This is a genomic window from Spongisporangium articulatum (assembly GCF_044465595.1).
Taxonomy (GTDB): domain Bacteria; phylum Actinomycetota; class Actinomycetes; order Actinomycetales; family Kineosporiaceae; genus Spongisporangium; species Spongisporangium articulatum.
The window spans coordinates 330,267-352,844 of record NZ_JBITLV010000002.1; the positions used below are offsets into that span (position 1 = coordinate 330,267).

Below are 22,578 nucleotides of genomic sequence, written 5' to 3' on the forward strand. Positions count from 1 at the left end.
TCACCGGACGCCGGGGCCGCGCCGCCCGCACGCTCCGAAAGGGTGAGTGCGGGACGCCTCAAGTCGCCCGACCGGCGGCCGAAACAACGGTGACGTGTTGATCGGCCGAACAGTGCGCGCCGGAAACCGATACCTAATTCCCGGCGCCCGACCGGTGAGACGCGGAGGTCCCAGATGGAGGCGGTCGACGAGATCGTCGCTGAGTTCCTGGTCGAGTCCCACGAGAACCTCGACCAGCTGGACACAGACCTGCTCGCCCTCGAGCAGGAGCCCGGCTCGCGTGAGCTCCTGGGGAGCGTCTTCCGGACGATCCACACCATCAAGGGCACGAGCGGCTTCCTCGCCTTTCACCAGTTGGAGCAGCTCACCCATGTGGGTGAGAACCTGCTCAGCCGGCTGCGCGACGGCAAGATCCAGCTCACCGAGGAGCGCTCCACGGCGCTGCTGTCCATGGTCGACGCCGTGCGCGGCCTGCTGGCCACGATCGAGCAGACCGGCGGCGAGGGGGACGGCGACCACTCGGCGCTGACCGCCCAGCTCGGGGCCCTGCTGGAGGACGACGACAGCGCGGCTCCCGCGGCCGCCTCGCCGGCCGCGCCGGCGCCAGGTGCGGAAGGTGCGGCGGACGTCGTCCCCGAGCCTGCGCCCGAGGCGCAGTCGGAGCCCGAACCGGCCCCGCTGATCCCCGCGCAGGCCACCGGCCCCACTCCGGCGGCCGAGAAGAAGCCGGAGGCCCAGCCGGCCCCCAAGCCCGACGCGAAGCCCGACGCCAAGGCCCCCGCGGCCGGCGAGGAGGAGCCCGGCGAGGCCCGCCGCTCGGTGGTGGACAGCAGCGTCCGCGTCGACGTCGACCTGCTGGACTCCCTGATGCGGATGGTGGGCGAGCTGGTGCTCGCCCGCAACCAGCTGGTCTCGGAGCTGGACGACGCGAAGGACACCGGCCTCGGCCGGTCCGCGCAGCGACTCAGCCTGGTCACCAGCGAGCTGCAGGAACAGGTCATGAAGACCCGGATGCAGTCCGTCGACGCCGTGTGGAGCAAACTGCCGCGCGTCGTGCGCGACCTGGCCCGCCAGTGCGGCCGCCAGGTTCGCCTCGAGATGCAGGGCCGGGACACCGAGCTCGACCGCAGCGTGCTCGAGGCGATCAAGGACCCGCTGACCCACCTGGTCCGCAACGCCATCGACCACGGCATCGAGTCGCCCGAGGCACGCGTCGCCGCGGGCAAGGGCCCCGAGGGTCAGCTGACCCTGCGCGCCTACCACGAGGCCGGGCAGGTCCATCTCGAGATCATCGACGACGGCAAGGGCATCGATCCGGGGGTGATCGGGGCCAAGGCGCTGGAGCGCGAGCTGGTCACGCAGTCCCAGCTGGACCGGATGACCTCGCGGGAGATCATCCAGTTGATCTTCCTGCCCGGGTTCTCGACGGCGGGTCAGGTCACCAACGTCTCCGGCCGCGGCGTCGGGATGGACGTGGTGAAGACCCGGATCGAGGGCATCGGCGGCTCTGTCGACGTGACGTCCGCGGTGGGCGCCGGGTCGACCTTCCGCCTGACCATCCCGCTGACCCTGGCGATCATCCCGGCGCTGACCATCGGCTGCCACGGGCGCCGGTACGCGGTCCCGCAGGTCAGCGTGCTGGAGCTGGTGCGGCTGGCCGGTGACCACGCTCGCGGCGGGATCGAGATGATCTCCGGCGCGCCCGTGTACCGGCTGCGCGGCACCCTGCTGCCGCTGGTGCGGCTCGACGAGCAGCTCGGCCTGGTGCCGGTCGGCTCGCACGACCAGTCGCACGAGGAGCCGCTCGAGCACGACGAACCGGTCGCGGCCGACGGCGAGGGAGAACCGCTGGACGCGGCCGAGCAGCTGCAGTCCACGGAGGAGCGGGGCGGCTACATCGTCGTCCTCCAGGCCGAGCAGCACCGCTTCGGGCTGGTCGTGGACGACGTCCTGGACACCCAGGAGATCGTGGTCAAGCCGCTCGGCCGTCACCTCAAGGGTCTGCCGCTCTACGCGGGCGCCACGATCCTGGGTGACGGGTCCGTCGTGCTGATCCTGGACGCGACCACGCTGGCGCGGCACGCGAACGTGCTGACCAACGCGGCCAACGCCGAGGCGACCGACGTGGTCGACGGGGTCGAGCAGATCGACCCGGTGCTGGTGGTCGAGGTCGCGGGGGGTCGGCAGGCCGCGATCCCGCTCGACATGGTCACGCGCCTGGAGGAGATCCCGAACGCCGCGGTCGAGCGGGTCGGCGGGCGCGAGGTCACGCAGTACCGCGGCCACATCATGCCGGTGGCCCGGCTGTCCAACGTGCTGGGTGCGTACGGGATGGGCGAGGAGGAGCGGGACACCGTCCCGCTGGTCGTCTACACCCGGGGCGCGCGCAGCGTCGGGTTCGCGGTCGAACGGATCGTGGACATCGCCACCGAGCGCGCCGGCACGCGCAGCGACATCGACGGGGAGGCCCTGCTGGGCAGCGTCGTCGTGGGGGAACGGGTCGTCGAGCTGCTGGACGTCCGGGCCGCCGTACTGGCCGCCGACCCGGGGTTCTACTCCGAGAACGGTGGCGCGCCACTGACCGAACCCGAGCTTCTTGAGGCAGGAGCACTCTGATGATGCAGGCACTCGTCGTCGACGACTCGCGGGCGATGCGCACCATCCTGACCCGGCTGCTGGACGGGCTCGGTTTCGACGTGGCCCAGGCGGAGCACGGTCAGGCGGCGCTCGACGTCCTCGACGCGGGCTTCCGGGCCGACGTCGCCCTCGTCGACTGGAACATGCCGGTGATGGACGGCCTGACCTTCATCAAGACCTGCCGCGCGCGCGAGGACCTGCGCGACCTGACGCTGATGATGGTCACCACCGAGAGCGAGCAGAGCCAGATCGTGCGGGCGCTGGCCGCCGGGGCGCACGAGTACGTGATCAAGCCCTTCACCGAGGAGACGATCGCGCAGAAACTCAGCCTGCTGGGACTGGTGCCTGCATGAGCGCGGAGCGGATCCGGGTGCTCGTCGTCGACGACTCCGCGGTGATCCGGCGGCTCGTCACCGAGATCCTGGACGACGATCCGCGCGTCGAGGTCGCAGGTGTGGCCCGCAACGGCCGGATCGCCCTGGAGAAGATCGCCGAGCTCAAGCCCGACGCGGTCACCATGGACATCGAGATGCCCGAGATGGACGGCATCTCCGCGGTGCGGGAGCTGCGCAAGCAGCACCCGCGCCTGCCCGTGGTGATGTTCTCGACGCTGACCGAACGCGGCGCGTCGTCGACCCTGGACGCGCTCGCGGCCGGGGCCAGCGACTACGTCACGAAGCCGTCGAACGTGGGCAGCGTGACCGAGAGCCGCAAGAACATCCGCGAGCAGCTGGTGCCCAAGCTGATCGCGCTCACCGGGGCCAGCCGGGTGCTGGCCAGCATGCCGGTGCAGGCGGCCAAACCCGTTGCGGCCCAGCCGCGTCCGGGGATGCGCATGACCCCCTTCGAGATCCTGGCGATCGGCAGCTCGACCGGCGGGCCGGATGCCTTGGCCACGGTCCTGCGCGGCCTTCCGGCGTCCCTGCCGGTACCTGTGGTGATTGTCCAGCACATGCCTCCACTGTTCACCGCGACGCTCGCGGCCCGGTTGAACAGTCTGTGCCCGCTGACGGTCAGCGAGGCCAAGGAGGGGGACGCCGTCCGCGCGGGTTCGGTGCTGATCGCGCCGGGAGGGTTCCACCTCGAGGTCCGTCGCACGGCCGGACAGCTGCGCGCGCACCTCACCGAGGACCCGCCGGAGAACTACTGCCGGCCCGCGGTCGACGTCCTGTTCCGTTCCGTCGCCGCCACTTTCGGCAGCGGCGTGCTGGGTCTGGTGCTGACGGGGATGGGGCGCGACGGCGCGTCCGGCGCCGAGGTCATCCGCCGGGCCGGCGGTCACGTGTTCGCCCAGGACCAGGCCACCAGCGTGGTCTGGGGTATGCCCGGGGCTGTGGCCACCGCCGGTCAGGCCGACCGCATCGTGCCCCTGCCGGAGGTCGCGCAGGTGCTGTCCACCACGCTGGCGCGCACGCCCGCCCGCCAGCCCGCCGCGTCCGGAGGTGCTTCGTGAACCTCACCCAGGCTGATTTCTCCTACGTGGCGGGACTGGTCAAGCAGCGCAGTTCGATCGACCTGCAGCCCGGCAAGGAGTACCTGGTCGAGTCGCGGCTGATGCCCGTGGCCCGCAACAGCGGCGAGTCCGACCTGGCCTCGCTCGTGGCCCGGCTGCGCCGCGGCGACGAGAAGCTGACCGCTGCGGTGATCGACGCGATGACCACGAACGAGACGTCGTGGTTCCGGGACTCGCACCCGTTCGAGGCGTTCACTAAAACCCTGCTGCCCCAGGTGGTCCAGGACAACCGGACCGGGCCGATCACGGTCTGGTCCGCCGCCTGCTCCTCCGGGCAGGAGGGGTACTCGCTGGCCATGCTGCTGCAGGAGTGGTTGCCCACGCAGCCCGGTCGCACGGCCCGGATCATCGGCACCGACATCTCGGCGTCGATGGTCGAGCGGGCCCGGGCGGGCCGGTACTCGCAGCTCGAGATCAACCGCGGCCTGCCGGCCCGGTACCTGGTCAAGCACTTCGAGCAGCACGGGCGCGAGTGGCAGGTGCGCGAGTCGTTGCGGTCGATGACCCGCTTCGACGTCGGGAACCTGACCCAGCCGCAGAGCGGCGTCTCGTCATGCGACGTCGTGTTCCTGCGCAACGTGCTCATCTACTTCGACCTGGCCACCAAGCGGCAGGTCATCCAGAACGTCCGGCGGTCGTTGCGGCCGGGTGGGTTCCTCGTGCTGGGCGGCGCCGAGAGCGCGCTCAGCCTCGACGACTCGTTCCGGCGGCTCGAGGTCGACAAGGCAGTCGTGTTCCAGCACGGAGGTGCGAAATGACCGTTCTGACGGACCTTTCCGAATGGGAGGGGCTGGAGACCGATCTCGAGGCGATCCTCACGGACGTGCTCTCCTCTATCCTCGGCGAGGAGGTGCTGCCGGCCTGGGAGCCGGCCCCGCCGGGGGAGCAGGCGCTCACCCGGCTGGCCATCCACGACCTCAGGGGCGACGGCTACGTCGAGATCGAGATCCTCGTCCCGATGGCTCTGGCCAAGGTGGTCGCGGCCCGGATGCTCGGGGTCGCCCAGCCGCTGGACGACGACATCGTCGACGCCGTGGCCGAACTCGGCAACATCGCCGGCGGCAACGTGAAGTCGGTGCTCTTCGAGCACTCCCGGCTGTCGCTGCCGCTGCCCCGGTTCGAGTTGTCCGGCGGCGAGACCGACCGTCACCCCGAGGGTCTGGTCGCCCGGGCCGCGGTGAACGGCCTCGTGGCCGAGCTCGCCGTCTACCCGGTCGCCGCCGCCCTGGGGCTGCAGTGGCCCCCGCACCCCGAGACCGACAGCGATATGGAGAGTGCACAGTGAAGATCCTCGTGACCGACGACAGCAAGGCGATGCGGATGATCGTGATCCGCACGCTGCGTCAGGCGGGTCTCGACCACCACGAGATCCTCGAGGCCGAGAACGGCCGCCAGGGGCTGGAGATGGTGGGCGCGCAGGCGCCCGACCTGATCCTCTCGGACTGGAACATGCCGGAGATGACCGGCATCGAGTTCCTCCGGGCCCTGCGCGGCAGCGGTTCGACCACGCCGTTCTGCTTCGTCACCTCCGAGGGCTCGGAGGAGATGCGGGCGCAGGCCGAGAACGCGGGTGCCCTCGGGTTGATCGTCAAGCCGTTCACGGCCGAGACGTTCACCGAGACGCTCGGTTCGGTGGTGGGGGCATGAGCGAGACCTCGCCCGTGCCGCCGCGCCAGGCGGTGCGCAACGTCATCGAGGGCCTGGTCGGGCGCGACGTCGACTTCTCGGACGGCGAGGCCGTGCATGCCGGTGGCACGTCGGTCACGGCCGTGTTCGTCACCGACAAGCTCTCGACCTCCGCGGTCGCGGTGGTCGACCTGGCCGCCGCGGCCCGTCTCGGGGGCGCCCTCGGGCTGATCCCCAAGGGCGGCGTCGACGACGCGATCGACGACAAGGAACTGCCGGCCACGTTGCGGGACAACTGCTACGAGGTGCTGAACGTGCTCTCGTCGGTCTTCAACGTGCCCGGCGCGCCGCACGTGAAGCTCTACAAGATGTACGGCCCCGGCGACGCGCTGCCGCCCGACGTGCAGTCGCTGACCGCCACGCTCGGCGCCCGCGAGGACGTCCGGATGGACATCTCCGGCTACGGGCCCGGCCTGATGTCCATCGTCTGCCAGCCCTGAAGCACCCGTCCAAACTCTCGAAAGGCATTGTGATGAGCCAGCTGTCGACCTTCGTCGTCGGCCCGTACCTGTTCGGCGTCGAGGTCGAACTGGTGCAGGAGATCGTCCGGCTCGAGTCGATGACCCCGGTGCCCCTGGCCGCGGGTGCGATCGGCGGGCTGATCAACCTCCGTGGTGAGGTGATCACCGCGGTCGACCTGCGCAAGCGCCTGGGCATGCCCCCGGCCAAGCGGGTCCGGCCCGGCACGCTGAACGTCGTCGTCCGGGTGGACGGCGAGCCGACCAGTCTCGTGGTCGACGAGATCGGCGGCGTGGTCACCGTGGACGGCCTGCCGTTCGAGGAGACCCCCTCCACCGTCGACGCGCAGGTGCGTGACCTGATCGGTGGCGCCTTCACGCTGCCCGAGCGGTTGCTGCTGGCGCTCAACGTCCGCTCCGTCCTGACCGGCCTCGAGGCGCCGGCCCTCGCCGGCTGACCCAGCTCCAGGCACCGCACCCGTGAAACAGCCGCGGGGCCCCGTCCGTCCCTTCCGAAAGGTCCACCCGATGTCCACCGTCGCCCTCCCCGCGGCCCGCGCCCAGAAGGCGGCCGGGCGCTCCCCGCTGCGGCTGTTCTCCGACTTGTCCATCAAGTTCAAGATCATCACCATGGCCGTGCTGGCCCTCGTGGTCACCGGGGCCGTCGGGCTCACCGGTCAGCTGGCGGCCAGCAGGATCAACGACGACGGGACCATGATCGCTCAGGTCATGGCCCGGCGGGCGACCGCTGCGCTCGAGGGACGGGCCAACTGGGCCGGTCTGCGGCGTGACATGCTGCTGATGCTGGTCTCGAGCGACCCCGCCACCGTCAAGAGCGCCCAGGCCGACGTCACCGACGGCCTCGGCGATGTCGACAAGGCCATCGCCGAGTTGCAGCAGATCGGCCTCGACTCCGGCGACGCCGCCCTGCTGAGCGATCAGATCGCGCCGAACCTGGCCAAGGCGACCGAGATCTGGCGGACCAAGCTGGAGCCGATCGCTCAGAACGTGGATCTGTCCCAGGCCGACTACGACCGGTTCGTGAAGATCTTCTCGGGCCAGTTCAGCGACGCGGCCGGCCCGGTCAAGGACGGGTTCAGCTCCATCGCCGACAACGCGAAGGCCGAGATGTCGGCGAGCTCGGCGAAGCAGGGCCGGGAGGCCCACTCCGCGATCGTGCGGATCTGGCTGTTCACGGGTGTCGGTGCCCTGGTTCTGCTCCTGCTCGGATTCTGGATCGCCACGATGATCTCCCGTTCGGTGGCGAAGGTCCGCGACGCGCTGCAGGCGCTCGCCCGGGGCGACCTGACGCATCGGGCCGCGGTGGACAGCCGGGACGAGGTCGGTCAGATGGCCCAGGCCCTCAGCGAGGCGCAGGACTCGCTCACGGCGGCGGTCAACGAGATCAACGGCACGTCGGGCACGCTCGCCGGCAGCGCCGAGGAGCTCTCGGCGGTCAGCGCCCAGGTCTCCTCGAACTCCGAGCAGGCCACGGCCCAGGCCACGGCGCTCGGGTCGACCGCCAACGAGGTCTCGAGCAACGTGCAGACGGTCGCGGCGGGCACCGAGCAGATGAGCGCCAGCATCCGCGAGATCGCGCAGTCCTCCTCGGAGGCGTCGCGGGTCGCCGGCTCCGCGGTCAGCGAGGCCGCCACGGCGACCGAGACGGTCGGCAAGCTCGGTGCCTCGAGCGCGGAGATCGGCAACGTGGTCAAGGTGATCACGAGCATCGCCGAACAGACGAACCTGCTGGCGCTGAACGCGACCATCGAGGCGGCACGCGCCGGGGAGGCCGGCAAGGGCTTCGCGGTGGTGGCCGAGGAGGTCAAGCAGCTGGCGCAGGAGACGGCGCGGGCCACGGAGGACATCTCCCAGCGGGTCGAGGCCATCCAGGGCGACACGGAGGCCGCGATGGCGGCGATCGCCCGGATCGCGCAGACCATCGAGGACGTGAACTCCTACCAGACCACGATCGCCTCGGCGGTCGAGGAGCAGTCGGCCACGACCAGCGAGATGGCCCGCACGATCGCCGACACGGCGCGCGGTGCCTCGAGCATCGCCACCGACGTGTCGTCGGTCGCCGAGGTCTCGCGCTCGTCGAGCCAGGGCATCGGCGAGGCGCAGCGCGCGGCGTCCGAGCTGGCCAACCTCGCGGGCAACCTGCAGGAGCTGGTCGGCCGGTTCCGGGTCTGACCCGTTCCGTCCCGGATCCGTCCGGAATCACGTACGCCGCCGCGCGGCCCACTGATCAAGATTGGTGGGCCGCGCGACGCGTGGTCGGCGAATCTTCGGCTTACCCGGCCCGGCCGGGCCTCGACATCCTGAGCGGATGTCGTTCACGAGCCCTCCCGGGCCGGTGTCGAGCGCGGACGGCGAGATCGACGGCGAGGTCACCGGCGGCGTCCAGGTGTGGCGCCAGACCGTGGTGGACGCCGCGCACGAGCCGCGCGCCTACCGGTTCGCCGCCGGACACTCCGGTGACTCCCACCGCGCCCTCGACCCGGTGGTCAGCGATGTCGGCCTGCATGCGCTGACCGACGGGCGGCGCACCTTCGTCGACTTCAGCGGCCGGGACTTCGCCGCCCACGACCGCTACGGCGGGGGAGAGCGGCTCTTCCCACCGGACCAGGTCGTGCTCGAGGTGGACGGTGCCCTCGTCGGGGCCGACGACCTCACCGACCTGGAACGCCTGCAGGACGCCGGGTACCGGATCGCGGTCAGCCAGCCCGCCGCGCTGCCGGTCGAGCCCGCGCTGTTCGGCATCGCCGACTACGTGACCGTCGACGTCGGGGTGTGCGACCCGGACGACGTGACGGACCTGGCCGCGGGCCTGCGGGGCAGCACGGTCGGGCTGGTCGCCACCGGGGTCGACACCCCGGCCCTCTTCGACTGGTGCCTGATCGGCGGGTTCGAGCTCTTCCAGGGCCGGGCGGCCGGCCGCCCGCCCGTGCGGGGGCCCGAGTCCGTCGCGCCGGCGCAGTTCCTCGCGCTGCGGCTGATCCAGGCGCTGGCCGCCGACGCCGACATCGATCAGCTCGAGGAACTGGTCAGCGCCGACCCGGGGTTGTCGGTGCAGCTGATGCACGGGGCCAACTCCGCCGTCTTCTCGGGCACCGACGGCATCACCTCGTTGCACCAGGCCCTGGTGCTCATGGGCCGGGGGGTGCTCAGCGTCTGGGCGACCCGGGCCGCGCTGCTGGGCGGTACGCCGGGGGTGCCGGCCGAGGCGGTGTGGACGGCGGTCGCGCGCGGGTTGAGCTGCCGCCGGCTGGTCGCCGGGAGCGGGGCCACGGCATACACGATCGGCCTGCTGTCCGGGGTCGCCGAAGGTCTGGGACTGCCGTTGCCGCAGTTGCTCGACGTGATCTCGGCGGGGCCGGCCCTGCACGCCGCGGCCGCCGGGACGGACGCCTCGGGAGGGCCGGGCGCCGCAGGTCAGGCGCTGGCCGCCGTCCTCGCCTACGAACGGGCCGACGTGGACGGCGTCCTGGCCAGCGGGCTGGCGCCCGACGAGGTGTGCGACGTGTACCTGCGCGCGCTGGCCGACGCCCTGGTGCGGTTGAAGCGGTTGGGACTCTGACCGAATCCGATCGCACATTCGGATTGGCGGGTCACGCGCCGGACGGCCGTAAACCTGACAGGATTCGCCCAGACCGGCTCCAACCAACGGGCCGGTCCGCCATGAGGTGCCGGGAGAACCCCGTGCGCCCGGGCGGAGTCGGGTGTTGCCGAGGGTGGAATGACCAAGGGCTACGAGCGCGGGCCGGACGACGACGTCCCGCTGACCGCGGGCCAGGCCGGGGGGCGGGCTGCGCCGGACGAGGGGTCCGGCGAGCCACCCGCACAGGCGGGGTGGCATGACATCCCCGAGCCCTGGCGGGCCTTCCTCGATGCCTTCCCCGACTCGATGATCGTCGTGAACCCTTATCGGGTACCGGTTTTCGCCAGCGAGGCGGTCGAGGGGCTGTCCCAGTACGCGCGGGCCCAGCTCGTCGGTCACGACAAGATCCACATGGCCCCCGAGTACCAGCCCGCGGCCCGCGAGGCCTGGCGGATCGCCTCGGCGGGCGGGCGGGCCTCGTTCATCGGCAAGGCCGTCGACGCCGACGGCTCGGACGTGTGGTTGGACATCTCGTTGACCCGGGCCCCGGACCCGGTCAACCCCGGCGGTGTCGTCTACGTGACCACGGTCCGCCCGGCCGAGGAGCAGATGAAGGTCTCGACGGCCCTCGGCGCGGCCAACAGCCGGTTCTACGCCCTGCTGGACGCGATCGACCTGCCCGTCCTGGTGATCGACGCGAGCATGACCATCCGTCTGGTCAGTCCGGGGGCCGAGCGCATGTTCGGCCGCCCCTCCACCTCGTTCGTCGACCGGTTCCTCTTCGACGCGATGTGGATCGGGCACGCCCCCGGTCAGCGGGTGACGGGCCCGGACCCGGAGTTGCTCGCGAGGGTCCGGCGGGGCAAGAAGCAGGACATCGTGCGGCTGGTCGAGACGGCCCAGGGCCCGGTGACGGTACGGATCACCATGCAGCAGATCCGTCCGGTGGTCGACGGCGATCTCATGCTGGTCTACCAGCCGCTCACCTCCGCCGACGCGCTGGCTCGCGACGGCTTGCTCGAGACCGCCCGCGCGGCAGCGGGTCTCACGCCACGGGAGGGTCAGGTGCTGGACCTCCTGGCCCAGGGCAGCACGGTGTCCGCGATGGGCCGCGAGCTGTCCCTGTCCGTGCACACGGTGCGCGGGATCGTGCAGTCGTTGCTGACCAAGCTCGACAGCCGCAACCAGGTTCAGGCCCTGGTGGAGGCGGTCCGGCGCAACCTGGTCTCCCTCTGACCCCCGTCGATCATGCGCAAACGCAGCATCGATCAGCCGGAACGACGGGCCAGGACGACGGTCGCGCCGCGCTCGTCGTCCGTCTCGACCGTCGGGGTGAGGCCCGCCGCCCGTACCGCCCCCAGCAGGAGGGGGACCTGCCCGGTGCTGCACTCGACCGCGAAAACCCCACCGGGCCGTAGCCATTGGCGGGCCTCGGCGAGGATCCGCCGGATCACGCCCAGCCCGTCGGGGCCTCCGTCGAGGGCCGCGCGGGGTTCGTGGTCGCGGGCCTCGGGGGGCATGTCCGCGACGGCGTCGCTCGGCACGTAGGGCGCGTTGGCGGCCAGGACCGCGACCCGGCCGCGCAGCTCGACCGGTAGGGCCTCGAGCAGATCGCCCGTGTGGACGGCGGCCGCCCCCACGTTGCGGCGGGCCAGCGCCGTGGCCCGCGGGTCGACGTCGGCCAGATGGAGTTCGACGCCCGGCACCCGGGCCGCGATCACGGCGCCGACGGCCCCGCAGCCACAGCAGAGGTCGACGACCGCGTCACCCGGCCGGACCATGTCGGCCGCCAGCCGGGCGGCCCGCTCGGCGAGCAGGGCGGTGCGCTGCCGCGGCACGAAGACGTGCGGGTCGATCGCCAGACGCAGCCCGCAGAATGCGACCCACCCGAGGATCACCTCGAGGGGTTCGCCGTCGACCCGTCGCCGCACCAGGTCGGCGAGGCCGGCCGGGTCCGTGGCGGCCTCGAGGAGCAGGCCCGCCTCCTCCTCCGCGAAGGCGCAGCCGGCCGCCCGGAGCCGGGTCACCGTGTCGTCGAAGTCGAGGTCCGGCACGGGCGCCATGCTCTCATCGCGGTTCGTGCCTGCCCGTCGGCGCCGGCGCGCCTCCTCCCGAGCGGCCATTTGCTCGTGATCAGGCACGAACCGTTGTCTCAGGCGACGCCGTAGAGGTGGTCCAGGGCCAGCTGGTCCAGCGCCTCGAAGGCCATGCCGCGGGCGGCCATCGCCTCGGGGTCGTGCGCCTCGGCCCGGACGTCGGCCAGGGTCTCGCCCTCACCCACGGTCGGCACGGCGAGCTGGTCGACGCGGGCCGCCTTGAGCGCCTCCTGCACGGCCGGGTCGGCCCGGAAGGCCCGGACCTTCTGCTGCAGGATCAGGTAGTTGCGCATGCAGCCGGCGGCCGACGCCCAGACGCCGTCCATGTCCTCGGTGCGCGGCGGCTTGAAGTCGAAATGCCGCGGCCCGTCGTACTTCCCGGCCTTGCCGGAGGTGTGCTCGACGACGTCGACGGTCCAGAACGCTCCGCGCGCGTTGCCGGCGCCGAAGCGCAGGTCCTGGTCGAACCGGGGCCCGTTCTGGCCGTTCAGGTCGATGTGGAAGAGCTTGCCGTGCCACAGCGCCTGGGCGATGCCGGCCGCGTAGTTGACCCCCGCCATCTCCTCGTGCCCGACCTCGGGGTTGAGGCCGACCAGCTCGGGGTGCTCGAGTTCGTTGATGAAGGCCAGGGCGTGCCCGATGGTCGGCAGCAGGATGTCGCCGCGGGGCTCGTTGGGCTTGGGCTCGATCGCGAAACGGATGTCGTAGCCCTGGTCGAGCACGTACTGGCCGAGGATGTCGAAGGCCTCCTTGTACCGGTCGAGGGCGGCCTTGACGTCCTTGGCGGCCCCCGACTCCGCACCCTCGCGGCCGCCCCAGGCCACGAACGTCGTGGCGCCGAGTTCTGCTGCCAGGTCGAGGTTCTCGGCCGTCTTCGCGAGGGCGAAGCGGCGCACGTCGCGGTCGTTGTTGGTGAACCCGCCGTCGCGGAACACGGGGTGGGAGAACAGGTTCGTGGTGATCATCGGGATCTTCAGCCCGGTCTCGGTCAGCGCCTTGCGCAAAGGCCCCAGGTGGCGCTCCTTCTCGGCCGCGTCGGCGTCGAACGGGAACACGTCGTTGTCGTGGAAGGTCATGCCGTAGGCGCCCAGGTCGGACAGCCGGTGCACCGCCTCGGCGGGGTCCAGCGGGGGCCGGACGGCGCCGCCGAAGACGTCCACGCCCTGCCATCCGACGGTCCAGAGGCCGAAGGAGAACTTGTCGTCACGAGTCGGGACGAAGTCACTCATAGGGATTTCCGCTCCTTCGGGGTCGAGCCGCGCGTATGACGGCCGCGTTACTTGATCGTTATGAAAAACAACATATCCGCCCGGCCGGAGGCTGTTGACCGGCGAGACTAACCAGCTATGTTGCAAGACACAACATAACCGGTGATCGTCGTCACACGATCATGATTGCGAAGGGGCGATCGATGAACTCAGCCAAGAAGTGGCAGGTGTTGCCGGTTGCGGCGACGGCCGCTCTGGTTCTCGCACTGGCCGCCTGTGGTGGTAGCTCGTCGGGCTCGTCCGGTGGCGACACCGCGTCGACCGGCAAGGTCGGCGTGATCCTGCCGGACGCCACCACCTCTCCGCGCTGGGAGGCCAACGACCGTCCGAGCCTCACCAAGGCCTTCTCGGACGCCGGCATCGAGTCCGACATCCAGAACGCCGGTGGCGACAAGACCAAGTTCGCCACCCTGTGCGACAGCATGATCAACGAGGGCGTTCAGGTCCTCATGATCGTCAACCTCGACTCCGACTCCGGTGCGGCATGCCTCAAGAAGGCCGCCGCCGCCGGCATCAAGAGCATCGACTACGACCGGCTCACGCTGGGCGGCGGCGCGTCGTACTACGTGTCGTTCGACAACGTGAAGGTCGGCGGTCTGATGGGCGAGGGCCTCGAGAAGTGCCTCGCGGACGACGGCAAGACCTCGAACGCGGGCGTCGTGTACATCAACGGCGCGCCGACCGACAACAACGCCGCGCTGTTCAAGCAGGGCTACGACGACTACCTCAAGGGTCTGGGCGGCAAGGTCAAGCTGCTGTCCACGAACCAGACCGGTGAGTGGGACGCCAAGAAGGCCGGTACCGCCTTCGACGGCCTGTACTCGCAGTTCGGCAGCAAGATCCAGGGCGTCATCTCGGCCAACGACACGATGGCCGGCGGCATCATCGCCAGCCTGAAGCGCAACGGCCTCGCCGGCAAGGTCCCGGTCACCGGCCAGGACGCGAGCGTCGAGGGCCTGCAGCGCATCCTCGCGGGTACGCAGTGCATGACCGTCTACAAGAACACCAACCTCGAGGCCGACGCGGCCTCGAAGCTGGCGATCGCGCTGATCAAGGGCGACACCGCCACGGCCGACAGCCTGGCCACCGGTTCGGTCCCGGACACGGTGACCAAGCAGAACGTCAAGTCCGTGCTGGTCACGCCGCAGGCGATCTACCAGGACTCGGTGAAGACGGTCGTGTCCGACGGCTTCCAGAAGGCCGCCGACATCTGCACCACCGCAAGCCTCAAGGAGGCCTGCACCAAGTACGGCGTCAGCTGACCCCGGTCGGCTGAACCAGTACTGCATCGGGACGGGCCGGCCCGCGCACGCGGGCCGGCCCTTTCCCCGTACATCACCTGAGCCATTTCCTGAGCCATCCCCACGCCAAACCATGGAGGGGTCGTGACCACTGCTGTACCCGAATCCGCGGTACCCGCGTCGAGCCTCGCACCACTGCTGAGCCTCCGCGGCGTCCGCAAGAGCTTCGGCGCCGTCGACGTCCTGAAGGGCGTGGACCTCGACGTCCGGGCCGGCAGGGTCACCGCGCTCGTCGGCGACAACGGCGCCGGCAAGTCCACCCTGATCAAGGGCATCGCCGGCATCCACACGTTCGACTCCGGCGACTACACCTTCGACGGCCGGTCGGTCAGCGTGTCCTCGCCGAGGGACAGCAACGCGCTGGGCATCGAGGTCGTCTACCAGGACCTCGCGCTGTGCGACAACCTCGACGTCGTCCACAACATGTTCCTCGGCCGCGAGCTGAAGAAGGCCGGCCTGCTCGACGAGGACACGATGGAGAAGCGGGCCAAGGAGACCCTGGCCGGTCTCTCGGTGCGCACGCTGAAGTCCGTCCGCACGCACGTGTCGGCGCTGTCCGGCGGTCAGCGGCAGACGGTCGCGATCGCCCGCTCCGTGCTGTGGGACGCCCGCATCGTCATCCTCGACGAACCGACCGCGGCCCTCGGCGTCGCGCAGACCGAACAGGTCCTGCTGCTGGTCCGCCGGCTCGCCGACCGCGGCCTGGGCGTCGTCCTGATCAGCCACAACCTGAACGACGTGTTCCAGGTGGCCGACGACATCGCCGTCCTCTACCTGGGGCAGATGGTCGCCCAGGTCGACGCGAAGACCGTGAACAACAACCAGGTGGTCGAGCTGATCACCGCCGGACGCTCCGGTCACCTCGGGCTGCCGGGCACCAACGGCGGGATGCCGAGCCTCGAGCACGCCGACGGCACCGGTCAGGAGGCCCACTGATGAGCACCGCGACCACCGAACCCACCCAGCCCCCGTCGGGCTTCGCCGAGCCCGAGCAGCTCACGCTCGGCGACGCGGCGCGCGCCTACGGCCAGAAGGTCCGCGGCGGTGACGTCGGCTCGCTGCCGGCCATCGCCGGCCTGATCGTCCTGGTGGCGGTCTTCGCCGCGCTCAAGCAGGACACCTTCACCAACTCGTTCAACGTCGCCAACCTGATCAACCAGTCCGCCGCGGTCATCGTGATCGCGATGGGCCTGGTCTTCGTCCTGCTGCTCGGCGAGATCGACCTGTCGGCCGGGTACACCGCGGGTGTCTGCGCCGCCGTGATGGGCATCGTGATGACCAACCACGGGGTCGCGTGGCCGATCGCGCTGCTGGCCTGCCTGGCCACCGGCGCGGTGATCGGGACCGTGCTCGGCTGGCTGGTCGCCTACCTGGGCATCCCGTCGTTCGTCGTCACGCTGGCCGCGTTCCTCGGGCTCCAGGGCCTCCTCCTGCAGCTGATCGGTGAGGGCGGCACGATCGCCTACCGTGACGACACGATCCTCGCGGTCATGAACAAGAACCTGCCCGTGTGGCTGGGCTGGACGCTGTTCTTGGTGCTGGTCGTGCTCTACGCCGGCCTCACGTTCCGCCGTTCGGTGGCCCGCCGGGCCGCCGGCCTGGCCGGTGACCCACTGGCCGTGTGGGCGACCAAGACGCTGGCCCTGGTCATCGTCGTCGGTGCCGCGGTGGCCTACCTGAGCACCGAGCGCAGCAAGAACCCGCAGCTCACGTCGCTCAAGGGCGTGCCGATCGTGGTCGCCGTCCTGGTGGCCCTGCTGATCGTCACGACGTTCGCGCTGAACCGCACGTCGTGGGGCCGGCACGTCTACGCGGTCGGCGGGAACGCCGAGGCCGCCCGTCGCGCGGGCATCAATGTGGCCGCGGTCAAATTGTCCTGCTTCATGATATGTTCCACGCTCGCTGCGATCGCCGGTGTTCTCCTGGCCAGCCGGGACAACTCCGTGTCACCGACGACGGGCGGTTCGCAGACCCTCCTGTACGCGGTGGGTGCGGCCGTGATCGGCGGCACGAGCCTGTTCGGCGGCAAGGGGCGAACCCTCGACGCGATCATCGGTGGCCTGGTCATCGCCGTCATCGACAACGGCATGTCGCTGCTCAACCAGAGCGCCGGCAACGTCTACATGGTGACCGGCGCCGTCCTGCTCATCGCCGCCAGCGTCGACGCCCTCAGCCGTCGCCGCGCCGCGGCCACCGGCAGGGGGTAGGCGGGAACTCGATCCACCGAGCTCGAACCCAGCGGGCGGAGGGAGGGCGCAGCCATGGCACGAGGCGCGGGCATCGCGCAGGACGAGCTGCGCCGGGTCAACCTCGGCGCCGTGCTGTCACGGGTCCATGCCTCCGGGCCGACCAGCCGGGCGGCGCTCACCGCCGAACTCGGGCTCAACCGCAGCACGATCGGCGACCTGACGGCCCAGCTCGCCGCGCTGGGACTGGTCAGTGAGGAGCTGCCCACCCGGCGCGGCGGCACCGGTCGCCCGTCGCACCTCGTCGTGCCCCGCACGGACGTCACGGTGGTCGCCGTCCTGCTGGACGTCGACCGCATCGTCACTGCGCTCGTCGGCCTGGGTGGGGTGGTGCTGGCCCGACGGGAGCGCCTGCACCAGCGCGGTGGTCACGACGTCGAGGCCGTCGTGGCCACCGTCGCCCAGGCGGTCGCCGAGCTGCAGGCCCTGCCCGAGGCCGGGCGGTGCCTGGGGGTGGGGGTCTCCGTGCCGGGCGTCGTGCGGGCGGACGACGGGATGGTCCGCTCCGCGCCGAACCTCGGCTGGACTGACGCCCCCTTCTCGGCCCTGCTGCACACGGAGGTCGGGCTGCCGGTCCGGACCGGCAACGACGCGAACCTGGGGGTGTACGCCGAGCACCTGCGCGGGGCGGCGGTCGGGGTGGACGACGTCGCCTACGTCAGCGGCAGCGTCGGCATCGGTGGGGGTTTCCTCGTGGGCGGGCAGCCGCTGCGCGGCGCCGGCGGCTACGCCGGCGAGATCGGGCACCTGTGCGTGGATCTCGACGGGGCGCGGTGCCGGTGCGGGGCGGTCGGCTGCTGGGAGACGCGGGTGGGGGAGAACCACTTGCTGGAGGCGGCCGGCTGGCTGCCCGGTGGTGGGTTGCCCGCGGTCGACCAGGTCACCCAGGCGGCCATGGCCGGCGACGTCCGGGCCGGGGCCGCGCTGGAGGAGGCGGCCCGCTGGATCGGGGTCGGGCTGCGGGCCATCGTCAACATGGTCAACCCGGAGATGATCGTCCTGTCCGGGGTTCTCGCCAAGGTGTTCGAGCAGCGCCGGACGACGCTGGTCGGCCACCTGCGTCTCGGTGGGCCGAAGGCTCTGCAGGAGCGGCTGACCCTGGTGACCGCCGCCCTGGGCGACGACTCGTCGTTGTTCGGCGCGGCTGAGACCGCGTTCGAACCGCTGCTGGCCGACCCGACGACGATCTCCTCGCCTGCGGCCCACTCGGCCTGAACGGGCTACCGCTCGTCGCGGTAGCGCTGGTACTCGGGGTAGGCCTGACGGGCCCAGAAGATCAGCACCAGGATGCCCACGGTGATCTTCAGGGTGCTGGTCGGGCCGAGCAGCCCGATCGCGCCGTCCAGCGTGACGAAGACGGCGAGGGCGGCGACGAGGCCCTTGAGGATCAGCCAGCGGCGGAACGGCGGCAGCGGCCGGTCGGGGTCGGTCATCGGGCGCGCGGTCCTCCGGTCCGTTCGTGCAGGGCAGGGTTCAGCTTCGCACGCCCAACGATCGCCCGGGCCGGATGGTTCGCCGCTCACCCGGCGGGCTGTCCCGGCCGGCTGCCGCGTCGGGCCCGGCGGGTCGCGAGGTGGCGGAGAGCCGCCCGCGCCAGGACGACGTCGAGCACGGCGATCGCGGTGAAGACCACGACGTAGGTGAGGGTCACGGGCCACATCGGGCCCCCGTCGTCCGCGTTCGTCAGGTGCCAGGCCGTGGCCGCCGCGGGGTAGAGCACGAGGAGGCCCGGGATCAGGGCGGGCAGCGTGATCACCAGCAGCACGACCTCGGCCGGCCCGCCGTCGGCGTCCCGCGACCCGAAGGCCGCGACGGTGAGCGCGACGACGGCCACGACGTACAGGCTCGAGGCGACCCGTCCCCGTAGCTCCACCCCCGCAGTATGCCCACCGCGACGCAGACCTCGACGCCGTGAGCGCGGTGTGACAGGGCGCTCACCTGGTGGGCGCGGTGTCACACGGCCACCTACGCCCAATCGTGATGTAACGGACACCGCCGTCGCCGATACTGTGGGTGGATGGACATGTTCGCCGGCGTCCCGGTGCGGGACATCGCCGCCGCCGAGGCCTGGTACGCCCGCTTCTTCGGTGGAGGTCCGTCCTTCCGGCCCAACGAGGCCGAGGCCGTCTGGGAGATCGTCGAGCACGGGTACGTGTTCCTGCGGCAGGCGCCCGAGCACGCCGGGCACGCCGCGCACACGCTGTTCGTCCGCGACGTCGACGGCTGGGCGGCCCGGCTGGAGGGGGCCGACCTGAAACCCGAGGTCGTCGAGGAGTACGAGAACGGCGTCCGGAAGCTGGTCTTCCACGACCCGGACGGCAACGAGCTGGGCATCGGCGGCACGGTCCGCCAGCCGACCGCCACCCGGTTGCGCCCCGTCTGAGAGCGCTTCGCGCGCAGCGACGGAGTGCGGCCTGCGGGTCAGTCGAGGCAGAACTCGTTGCCCTCGGGGTCGGCCATCACGATGTGCCCCGCCCCCAGGGGCGGGTCGGGCTCGTACCGCTGCAGCCGGGTCGCGCCCCGCGCGACGAGACGTTCGGCCTCCGCCTCGAGGGTCGCCATCCGGTCGTCGCCCTGCCGGCCCGGGGCCGCGCGCACGTCGAGGTGCACCCGGTTCTTCACCTGCTTGCCCTCGGGCACCCGCTGGAAGAAGATCCGCGGGCCCGAACCGTCGGGGTCGACCACCGCGGAGGCGTCGTTGCGGCGCTCCGCCGGGACGCCGAGCGCGTCGAGAGCCTCGTCCCACGAACCGAAACCGGCCGGTGGGCCCTGCAACTGGTAGCCGAGGGCGTCGGCCCAGAACGCGGCCAGTCCCGCCGGGTCGGCGCAGTCGAACGTCACCTGTACCACTCGGGTCATGCCGAAACCCTACCCACGCAGGGCGCGTTCACCAGGCGGTGGCCAGCCAGGCGACCACCGCGGCCCAGACCAGCAGGACGACGTTCAACGCCGACCCGCTCACCCCGTCGCCCCGGCGCAGGTGGAAGGCCGTCGCGAGGAGCTGCAGGACGACGAGCCCTGCGGCCGCCGCCACGCTCAGCCAGGTCGCTACGCCGACCAGCGGCGGGAGCACCAGGCCGATGGCGCCGAGCATCTCCAGCAGGCCGATGGTCCGGACCCGGGGCAGCGGCATCTCGTCGACCCACGCCATCATCGGCCGCAGCTCCTCGGGGCTCTGGGCCAGCTTCTTGCCGCCCGAGTACAGGTAGAACAGCGTCAGCGGGCCGGCCACCAGCCAGTACGCGATCTCCATGCCGCGCATCATGCTCGACGGGCGACGCTCGCCACAAAAGCCTCGGTTACCGGTGCGGAGTCCCGGCGTGGGGCAAGATCTGCCGGATGAACGTCGACCGTCGCACGGCCCTGCTGGGTGCTCTCGGCGTGACCGGTACGGCCCTGGCCGGCTGTACGCACGACGACGCCGACATCATCCGCTCCTCGGGGGCGCCCTCGCCGACCCCGAGCGTCGACGCCCGGCCGCGCTGGCCGCTCACGGGCCGGCTGATGCGGACGGCGGACGCCGGGCAGCACGCGGCGGTCGCCGTGAAGGTGCCGGACAACGAGAACGAGCACCCGCAGGCGGGTCTCGACAAGGCCGACATCGTCTTCGTCGAGCTCGACGGCTACCGCGACTCGGCGGGGTACAGCGGCACCCGGCTGGTGCCCCTGTTCCACTCGCGGATGCCGGACGACGTCGCGCCCGTGCGGTCGATGCGGCCCGTCGACGTCCCGCTGCTCAGCCCGGTCGGGGCGCTGATCGGCAGCACCGGGGCCACGGGTTGGGTGTTGAACTACATCAAGAGTTTCGCGGAGTTCGTCGAGGGGCCGCAGATCACCTACCTGGAGACCAAGGGCACCGGGTCGTACGGCATCGATCCCGCGAGAGTCCGTACGTACCAGGGGGTCACGTACTACGACCGGGCCGTCGTCTGCCACCCGAAGGTGCTCGCGAAGCAGAGCCGCAAGTTCCGCACGGGCCCGAGCCGCGCGTACTTCCCGTTCGCCACCACGCAGACCGAGATCAGCACGGAGACCGGTCAGCCGGCCCGGGTCGTCCGGGTGCCCTGGAAGCAGGGGCACACGTACGACATGGGCTACACGTGGAGCGAGAAGGCCGGAAAGTACCTGCGCAGCATGCCGTGGGGGCCGCACACGCTGGTCGACGGCCGCCGCGTCACGACCGACAACATCATGATCGTGTGCGCCGACCAGAAGTACGCGAAGATCTACAGCGGCCGGGGTGGCCCCGAACCCATCCACGGCATCGTAGACGCCTCGGGCACCTTCTACTACGCGCACGGGGGCAAGTACGTGACCGGCACCTGGAGCAAGGGTGCCGTGAACCAGCCGTTCAGCTTCACCCTGGCCGACGGTTCGCCGCTGAAGATGGCGCCCGGCCAGACCTACGTCGAGCTGCCCCGGGCGAACGCCAAGGTCCTCTTCAAGGCCTGAGTAGAAGGTCTGAGTCAGCTCGCGTCGAGCCGCACGCGGGAGCCGGTCACCACGTACCGCCCGTCCTCGAGGTGCCCGTCGGTGTCGATCGAGACGCCGACCCAGCCGCCGTCCCTCCGGAAGGCGACCAGGCAGCTGCGCGGCTGGTGACCGCGGGGGAGGGTCTCGCAGGTCGCAGAGACCGGTGCCCCGGCCGCCTCCGTGAGCGCGGCCCGGAACCAGGCGGTGAGCGCGTCGGGCGACTCCGTCGACGTCCAGCAGCCGACCAGGCCGGACACGTCAGGGCAGTCACCGCGCAGGACGGTGGTCAGCCCGGCCGGGACGTTGACGCGCGTGGCGATGTCCAGCATGTCGAACCTGACCTGCTGCCCATGGTGCTGGTACTGCGCCAGGGCGAGCCGGGCCCCGGCGGCGAGGAGTACGAGGAGGAGCCCGGTCACCACCAGCCAGCGGGGCGGCGCGGTGAGCCGGCGCGGCTTGAGATCGCGTGTCAGGGGTTCGGTGGTCACGGCCGACATGCCCCGTACGTCGGCTGCCGCACGGCCGGTGCTGAGCCGCCCGGACCACCGGTCACCCTGTCGGGTGCCCGCCGTCCCGCCCGGCGTGCGGGTAGGGTCCGACCACCCTGACAGGAGCGCAAGGAGGCAATCCATGGTCCGGACGATGACGGTCAGCGACTCGGTGGTGGTGGCGGCGGACGCCCTGACCCTCTGGCGGGCGGTCGCCGATCCCACCCAGATGCCGCGGTGGAGCCCCGAGAACACCGGGGCCGTCCTGGAGTCGCGTCCGCAGGAGTCGCGCCCGCTGACGGTGGGGGAGACCTTCGTCGGCAGTAACCGGCGCCGCGCCTGGACGGTCGTGGTCGCGCGCTGGCGCACCCACTGCGTCGTGACGATCTCCGAGCCGGGAGAGTGCTTCGAGTTCCGGGTCGACCGGTTCGGGCTGCGCAAGCCCTCGCTCGGCGTGAACATCGCGACCTGGCGGTACACGTTCCGGGCCGTCCCCGGCGGCACGCGGGTCACGGAGACGTGGGTCGACGGGCGGCAGCGGTGGCCGAACTGGGCCGCGCGGGGGTTCGACTTCTTCGCGGTGACCGGGCGGACGTTCGCGGCCTACCAACGTCGCAACATCGCACGCACTCTCGGCAACCTGCAGGCCGACTTCGCCCAGTCGGCGACGTAGGGCGAGCGGCGTCGTCCCCCTGGTTTCCCTTGCGCAGGAGAAGGTTTCAGATTTTCTGAAACCTTTTCCTGAACTTCTCGAAATGACCCACCTCTGGCGCGATCTCACCGTGGGTGATCTTTCAAGAACGGAACGATC

General features: G+C 71.2%; 25 protein-coding genes. 18 read left to right on the plus strand and 7 right to left on the minus strand.

The annotated features are described in order from the left end of the window. Window positions 1–174 precede the first annotated feature (174 nt). The 11 genes from ACIB24_RS07685 (at window position 175) to ACIB24_RS07735 (ending at window position 11,131) form a co-directional block, all read left to right on the plus strand. Window positions 175–2,616, plus strand: coding sequence for a chemotaxis protein CheW (locus ACIB24_RS07685; RefSeq protein ID WP_398277628.1), 2,442 nt, complete (start codon window positions 175–177; stop codon window positions 2,614–2,616). A gap of 2 nt (window positions 2,617–2,618) precedes the next feature. Continuing rightward, entirely contained in the window at window positions 2,619–2,990 is a 372-nt protein-coding gene (locus ACIB24_RS07690) for a response regulator (RefSeq protein WP_398278775.1), read from the plus strand. Continuing rightward, window positions 2,987–4,090 carry a chemotaxis response regulator protein-glutamate methylesterase gene (locus ACIB24_RS07695; protein WP_398277631.1) on the plus strand — a complete coding sequence of 368 codons (1,104 nt, stop codon included), beginning with the start codon at window positions 2,987–2,989 and terminating at the stop codon, window positions 4,088–4,090. Before ACIB24_RS07690 ends, ACIB24_RS07695 begins: the two co-directional genes overlap by 4 nt. Beyond that, entirely contained in the window at window positions 4,087–4,908 is an 822-nt protein-coding gene (locus tag ACIB24_RS07700; protein WP_398277634.1) for a CheR family methyltransferase, read from the plus strand. Before ACIB24_RS07695 ends, ACIB24_RS07700 begins: the two co-directional genes overlap by 4 nt. Continuing rightward, entirely contained in the window at window positions 4,905–5,435 is a 531-nt protein-coding gene (locus ACIB24_RS07705) for a chemotaxis protein CheX (RefSeq protein ID WP_398277637.1), read from the plus strand. Before ACIB24_RS07700 ends, ACIB24_RS07705 begins: the two co-directional genes overlap by 4 nt. After that, window positions 5,432–5,797 carry a response regulator gene (locus ACIB24_RS07710; protein WP_398277640.1) on the plus strand — a complete coding sequence of 122 codons (366 nt, stop codon included), beginning with the start codon at window positions 5,432–5,434 and terminating at the stop codon, window positions 5,795–5,797. Before ACIB24_RS07705 ends, ACIB24_RS07710 begins: the two co-directional genes overlap by 4 nt. Then, window positions 5,794–6,276, plus strand: coding sequence for a hypothetical protein (locus tag ACIB24_RS07715; RefSeq protein WP_398277643.1), 483 nt, complete (start codon window positions 5,794–5,796; stop codon window positions 6,274–6,276). The genes ACIB24_RS07710 and ACIB24_RS07715 overlap by 4 nt, the downstream gene beginning before the upstream one ends. A 32-nt stretch (window positions 6,277–6,308) precedes the next feature. After that, window positions 6,309–6,752, plus strand: a complete 444-nt coding sequence (locus tag ACIB24_RS07720) for a chemotaxis protein CheW (RefSeq protein WP_398277646.1) — start codon at window positions 6,309–6,311, stop codon at window positions 6,750–6,752. A 70-nt stretch (window positions 6,753–6,822) separates the two neighbouring features. After that, window positions 6,823–8,487, plus strand: a complete 1,665-nt coding sequence (locus ACIB24_RS07725) for a methyl-accepting chemotaxis protein (protein ID WP_398277649.1) — start codon at window positions 6,823–6,825, stop codon at window positions 8,485–8,487. Between the two features lie 136 nt (window positions 8,488–8,623). Beyond that, complete coding sequence (locus tag ACIB24_RS07730) at window positions 8,624–9,874, plus strand: EAL and HDOD domain-containing protein (protein WP_398277652.1); 1,251 nt, start codon at window positions 8,624–8,626, stop codon at window positions 9,872–9,874. A gap of 159 nt (window positions 9,875–10,033) precedes the next feature. Further along, entirely contained in the window at window positions 10,034–11,131 is a 1,098-nt protein-coding gene (locus ACIB24_RS07735; RefSeq protein ID WP_398277655.1) for a helix-turn-helix transcriptional regulator, read from the plus strand. A gap of 32 nt (window positions 11,132–11,163) precedes the next feature. Here ACIB24_RS07735 and ACIB24_RS07740 read toward each other — a convergent pair whose 3' ends face one another. Both ACIB24_RS07740 and xylA read right to left on the minus strand, forming a co-directional pair. Next, window positions 11,164–11,958, minus strand: a complete 795-nt coding sequence (locus tag ACIB24_RS07740; protein ID WP_398277658.1) for a putative protein N(5)-glutamine methyltransferase — start codon at window positions 11,956–11,958, stop codon at window positions 11,164–11,166. A gap of 89 nt (window positions 11,959–12,047) precedes the next feature. Then, window positions 12,048–13,220, minus strand: coding sequence for a xylose isomerase (xylA, locus tag ACIB24_RS07745; protein ID WP_398277661.1), 1,173 nt, complete (start codon window positions 13,218–13,220; stop codon window positions 12,048–12,050). 182 nt (window positions 13,221–13,402) lie between these two features. On the opposite strand from xylA, the gene ACIB24_RS07750 reads away from it, so the two are divergent. The 4 genes from ACIB24_RS07750 to ACIB24_RS07765 all read left to right on the plus strand — a co-directional run bounded on the left by ACIB24_RS07750 (window position 13,403) and on the right by ACIB24_RS07765 (window position 18,021). Beyond that, a complete protein-coding gene (locus ACIB24_RS07750; RefSeq protein ID WP_398277663.1) occupies window positions 13,403–14,521 on the plus strand; it encodes a sugar ABC transporter substrate-binding protein in 1,119 nt (372 codons plus the stop codon). A 123-nt stretch (window positions 14,522–14,644) separates the two neighbouring features. Then, window positions 14,645–15,496: an ATP-binding cassette domain-containing protein gene (locus tag ACIB24_RS07755; RefSeq protein ID WP_398277666.1), complete on the plus strand. Its 852-nt coding sequence runs from the start codon at window positions 14,645–14,647 to the stop codon at window positions 15,494–15,496. After that, window positions 15,496–16,767, plus strand: a complete 1,272-nt coding sequence (locus ACIB24_RS07760) for a sugar ABC transporter permease (protein WP_398277669.1) — start codon at window positions 15,496–15,498, stop codon at window positions 16,765–16,767. The genes ACIB24_RS07755 and ACIB24_RS07760 overlap by 1 nt, the downstream gene beginning before the upstream one ends. A gap of 54 nt (window positions 16,768–16,821) precedes the next feature. Next, on the plus strand, window positions 16,822–18,021 hold the full coding sequence (locus ACIB24_RS07765) for an ROK family protein (protein WP_398277672.1): 1,200 nt from the start codon (window positions 16,822–16,824) through the stop codon (window positions 18,019–18,021). Window positions 18,022–18,026: 5 nt separating this feature from the next. Here the strand turns inward: ACIB24_RS07765 and ACIB24_RS07770 are convergent, their stop codons facing one another. Then, entirely contained in the window at window positions 18,027–18,239 is a 213-nt protein-coding gene (locus ACIB24_RS07770; protein WP_398277675.1) for a hypothetical protein, read from the minus strand. Window positions 18,240–18,325: 86 nt separating this feature from the next. Next, window positions 18,326–18,679 (minus strand): hypothetical protein, encoded by a 354-nt coding sequence (locus tag ACIB24_RS07775; protein WP_398277678.1) that lies wholly within the window; start codon window positions 18,677–18,679, stop codon window positions 18,326–18,328. Between the two features lie 144 nt (window positions 18,680–18,823). On the opposite strand from ACIB24_RS07775, the gene ACIB24_RS07780 reads away from it, so the two are divergent. Further along, on the plus strand, window positions 18,824–19,189 hold the full coding sequence (locus ACIB24_RS07780; RefSeq protein WP_398277680.1) for a VOC family protein: 366 nt from the start codon (window positions 18,824–18,826) through the stop codon (window positions 19,187–19,189). 38 nt (window positions 19,190–19,227) lie between these two features. Here ACIB24_RS07780 and ACIB24_RS07785 read toward each other — a convergent pair whose 3' ends face one another. Further along, window positions 19,228–19,665, minus strand: a complete 438-nt coding sequence (locus tag ACIB24_RS07785; RefSeq protein WP_398277683.1) for a VOC family protein — start codon at window positions 19,663–19,665, stop codon at window positions 19,228–19,230. Between the two features lie 28 nt (window positions 19,666–19,693). After that, window positions 19,694–20,059, minus strand: a complete 366-nt coding sequence (locus ACIB24_RS07790) for a DoxX family protein (RefSeq protein ID WP_398277686.1) — start codon at window positions 20,057–20,059, stop codon at window positions 19,694–19,696. A gap of 86 nt (window positions 20,060–20,145) precedes the next feature. On the opposite strand from ACIB24_RS07790, the gene ACIB24_RS07795 reads away from it, so the two are divergent. After that, a complete protein-coding gene (locus ACIB24_RS07795; protein ID WP_398277689.1) occupies window positions 20,146–21,258 on the plus strand; it encodes a DUF3048 domain-containing protein in 1,113 nt (370 codons plus the stop codon). Between the two features lie 14 nt (window positions 21,259–21,272). On the opposite strand, the gene ACIB24_RS07800 is transcribed toward ACIB24_RS07795, so the two are convergent. Continuing rightward, window positions 21,273–21,767, minus strand: a complete 495-nt coding sequence (locus ACIB24_RS07800) for a hypothetical protein (RefSeq protein ID WP_398277692.1) — start codon at window positions 21,765–21,767, stop codon at window positions 21,273–21,275. A gap of 154 nt (window positions 21,768–21,921) precedes the next feature. Between ACIB24_RS07800 and ACIB24_RS07805 the strand changes: the two genes are divergently transcribed. Beyond that, window positions 21,922–22,440 carry an SRPBCC family protein gene (locus ACIB24_RS07805; protein WP_398277695.1) on the plus strand — a complete coding sequence of 173 codons (519 nt, stop codon included), beginning with the start codon at window positions 21,922–21,924 and terminating at the stop codon, window positions 22,438–22,440. The last annotated feature ends 138 nt before the right edge of the window (window positions 22,441–22,578 follow it).

Bases quoted from the DNA above. Each gene is read 5' to 3' on its own strand.
- ACIB24_RS07685 (WP_398277628.1), top strand. From the start codon at position 175: ATGGAGGCGGTCGACGAGATCGTCGCTGAGTTCCTGGTCGAGTCCCAC.
- ACIB24_RS07690 (WP_398278775.1), top strand. From the start codon at position 2,619: ATGCAGGCACTCGTCGTCGACGACTCGCGGGCGATGCGCACCATCCTG.
- ACIB24_RS07695 (WP_398277631.1), top strand. From the start codon at position 2,987: ATGAGCGCGGAGCGGATCCGGGTGCTCGTCGTCGACGACTCCGCGGTG.
- ACIB24_RS07705 (WP_398277637.1), top strand. From the start codon at position 4,905: ATGACCGTTCTGACGGACCTTTCCGAATGGGAGGGGCTGGAGACCGAT.
- ACIB24_RS07715 (WP_398277643.1), top strand. From the start codon at position 5,794: ATGAGCGAGACCTCGCCCGTGCCGCCGCGCCAGGCGGTGCGCAACGTC.
- ACIB24_RS07720 (WP_398277646.1), top strand. From the start codon at position 6,309: ATGAGCCAGCTGTCGACCTTCGTCGTCGGCCCGTACCTGTTCGGCGTC.
- ACIB24_RS07725 (WP_398277649.1), top strand. From the start codon at position 6,823: ATGTCCACCGTCGCCCTCCCCGCGGCCCGCGCCCAGAAGGCGGCCGGG.
- ACIB24_RS07730 (WP_398277652.1), top strand. From the start codon at position 8,624: ATGTCGTTCACGAGCCCTCCCGGGCCGGTGTCGAGCGCGGACGGCGAG.
- ACIB24_RS07735 (WP_398277655.1), top strand. From the start codon at position 10,034: ATGACCAAGGGCTACGAGCGCGGGCCGGACGACGACGTCCCGCTGACC.
- ACIB24_RS07740 (WP_398277658.1), bottom strand. From the start codon at position 11,958: ATGGCGCCCGTGCCGGACCTCGACTTCGACGACACGGTGACCCGGCTC.
- xylA (WP_398277661.1), bottom strand. From the start codon at position 13,220: ATGAGTGACTTCGTCCCGACTCGTGACGACAAGTTCTCCTTCGGCCTC.
- ACIB24_RS07750 (WP_398277663.1), top strand. From the start codon at position 13,403: ATGAACTCAGCCAAGAAGTGGCAGGTGTTGCCGGTTGCGGCGACGGCC.
- ACIB24_RS07760 (WP_398277669.1), top strand. From the start codon at position 15,496: ATGAGCACCGCGACCACCGAACCCACCCAGCCCCCGTCGGGCTTCGCC.
- ACIB24_RS07765 (WP_398277672.1), top strand. From the start codon at position 16,822: ATGGCACGAGGCGCGGGCATCGCGCAGGACGAGCTGCGCCGGGTCAAC.
- ACIB24_RS07770 (WP_398277675.1), bottom strand. From the start codon at position 18,239: ATGACCGACCCCGACCGGCCGCTGCCGCCGTTCCGCCGCTGGCTGATC.
- ACIB24_RS07780 (WP_398277680.1), top strand. From the start codon at position 18,824: ATGGACATGTTCGCCGGCGTCCCGGTGCGGGACATCGCCGCCGCCGAG.
- ACIB24_RS07785 (WP_398277683.1), bottom strand. From the start codon at position 19,665: ATGACCCGAGTGGTACAGGTGACGTTCGACTGCGCCGACCCGGCGGGA.
- ACIB24_RS07790 (WP_398277686.1), bottom strand. From the start codon at position 20,059: ATGGAGATCGCGTACTGGCTGGTGGCCGGCCCGCTGACGCTGTTCTAC.
- ACIB24_RS07795 (WP_398277689.1), top strand. From the start codon at position 20,146: ATGAACGTCGACCGTCGCACGGCCCTGCTGGGTGCTCTCGGCGTGACC.
- ACIB24_RS07805 (WP_398277695.1), top strand. From the start codon at position 21,922: ATGACGGTCAGCGACTCGGTGGTGGTGGCGGCGGACGCCCTGACCCTC.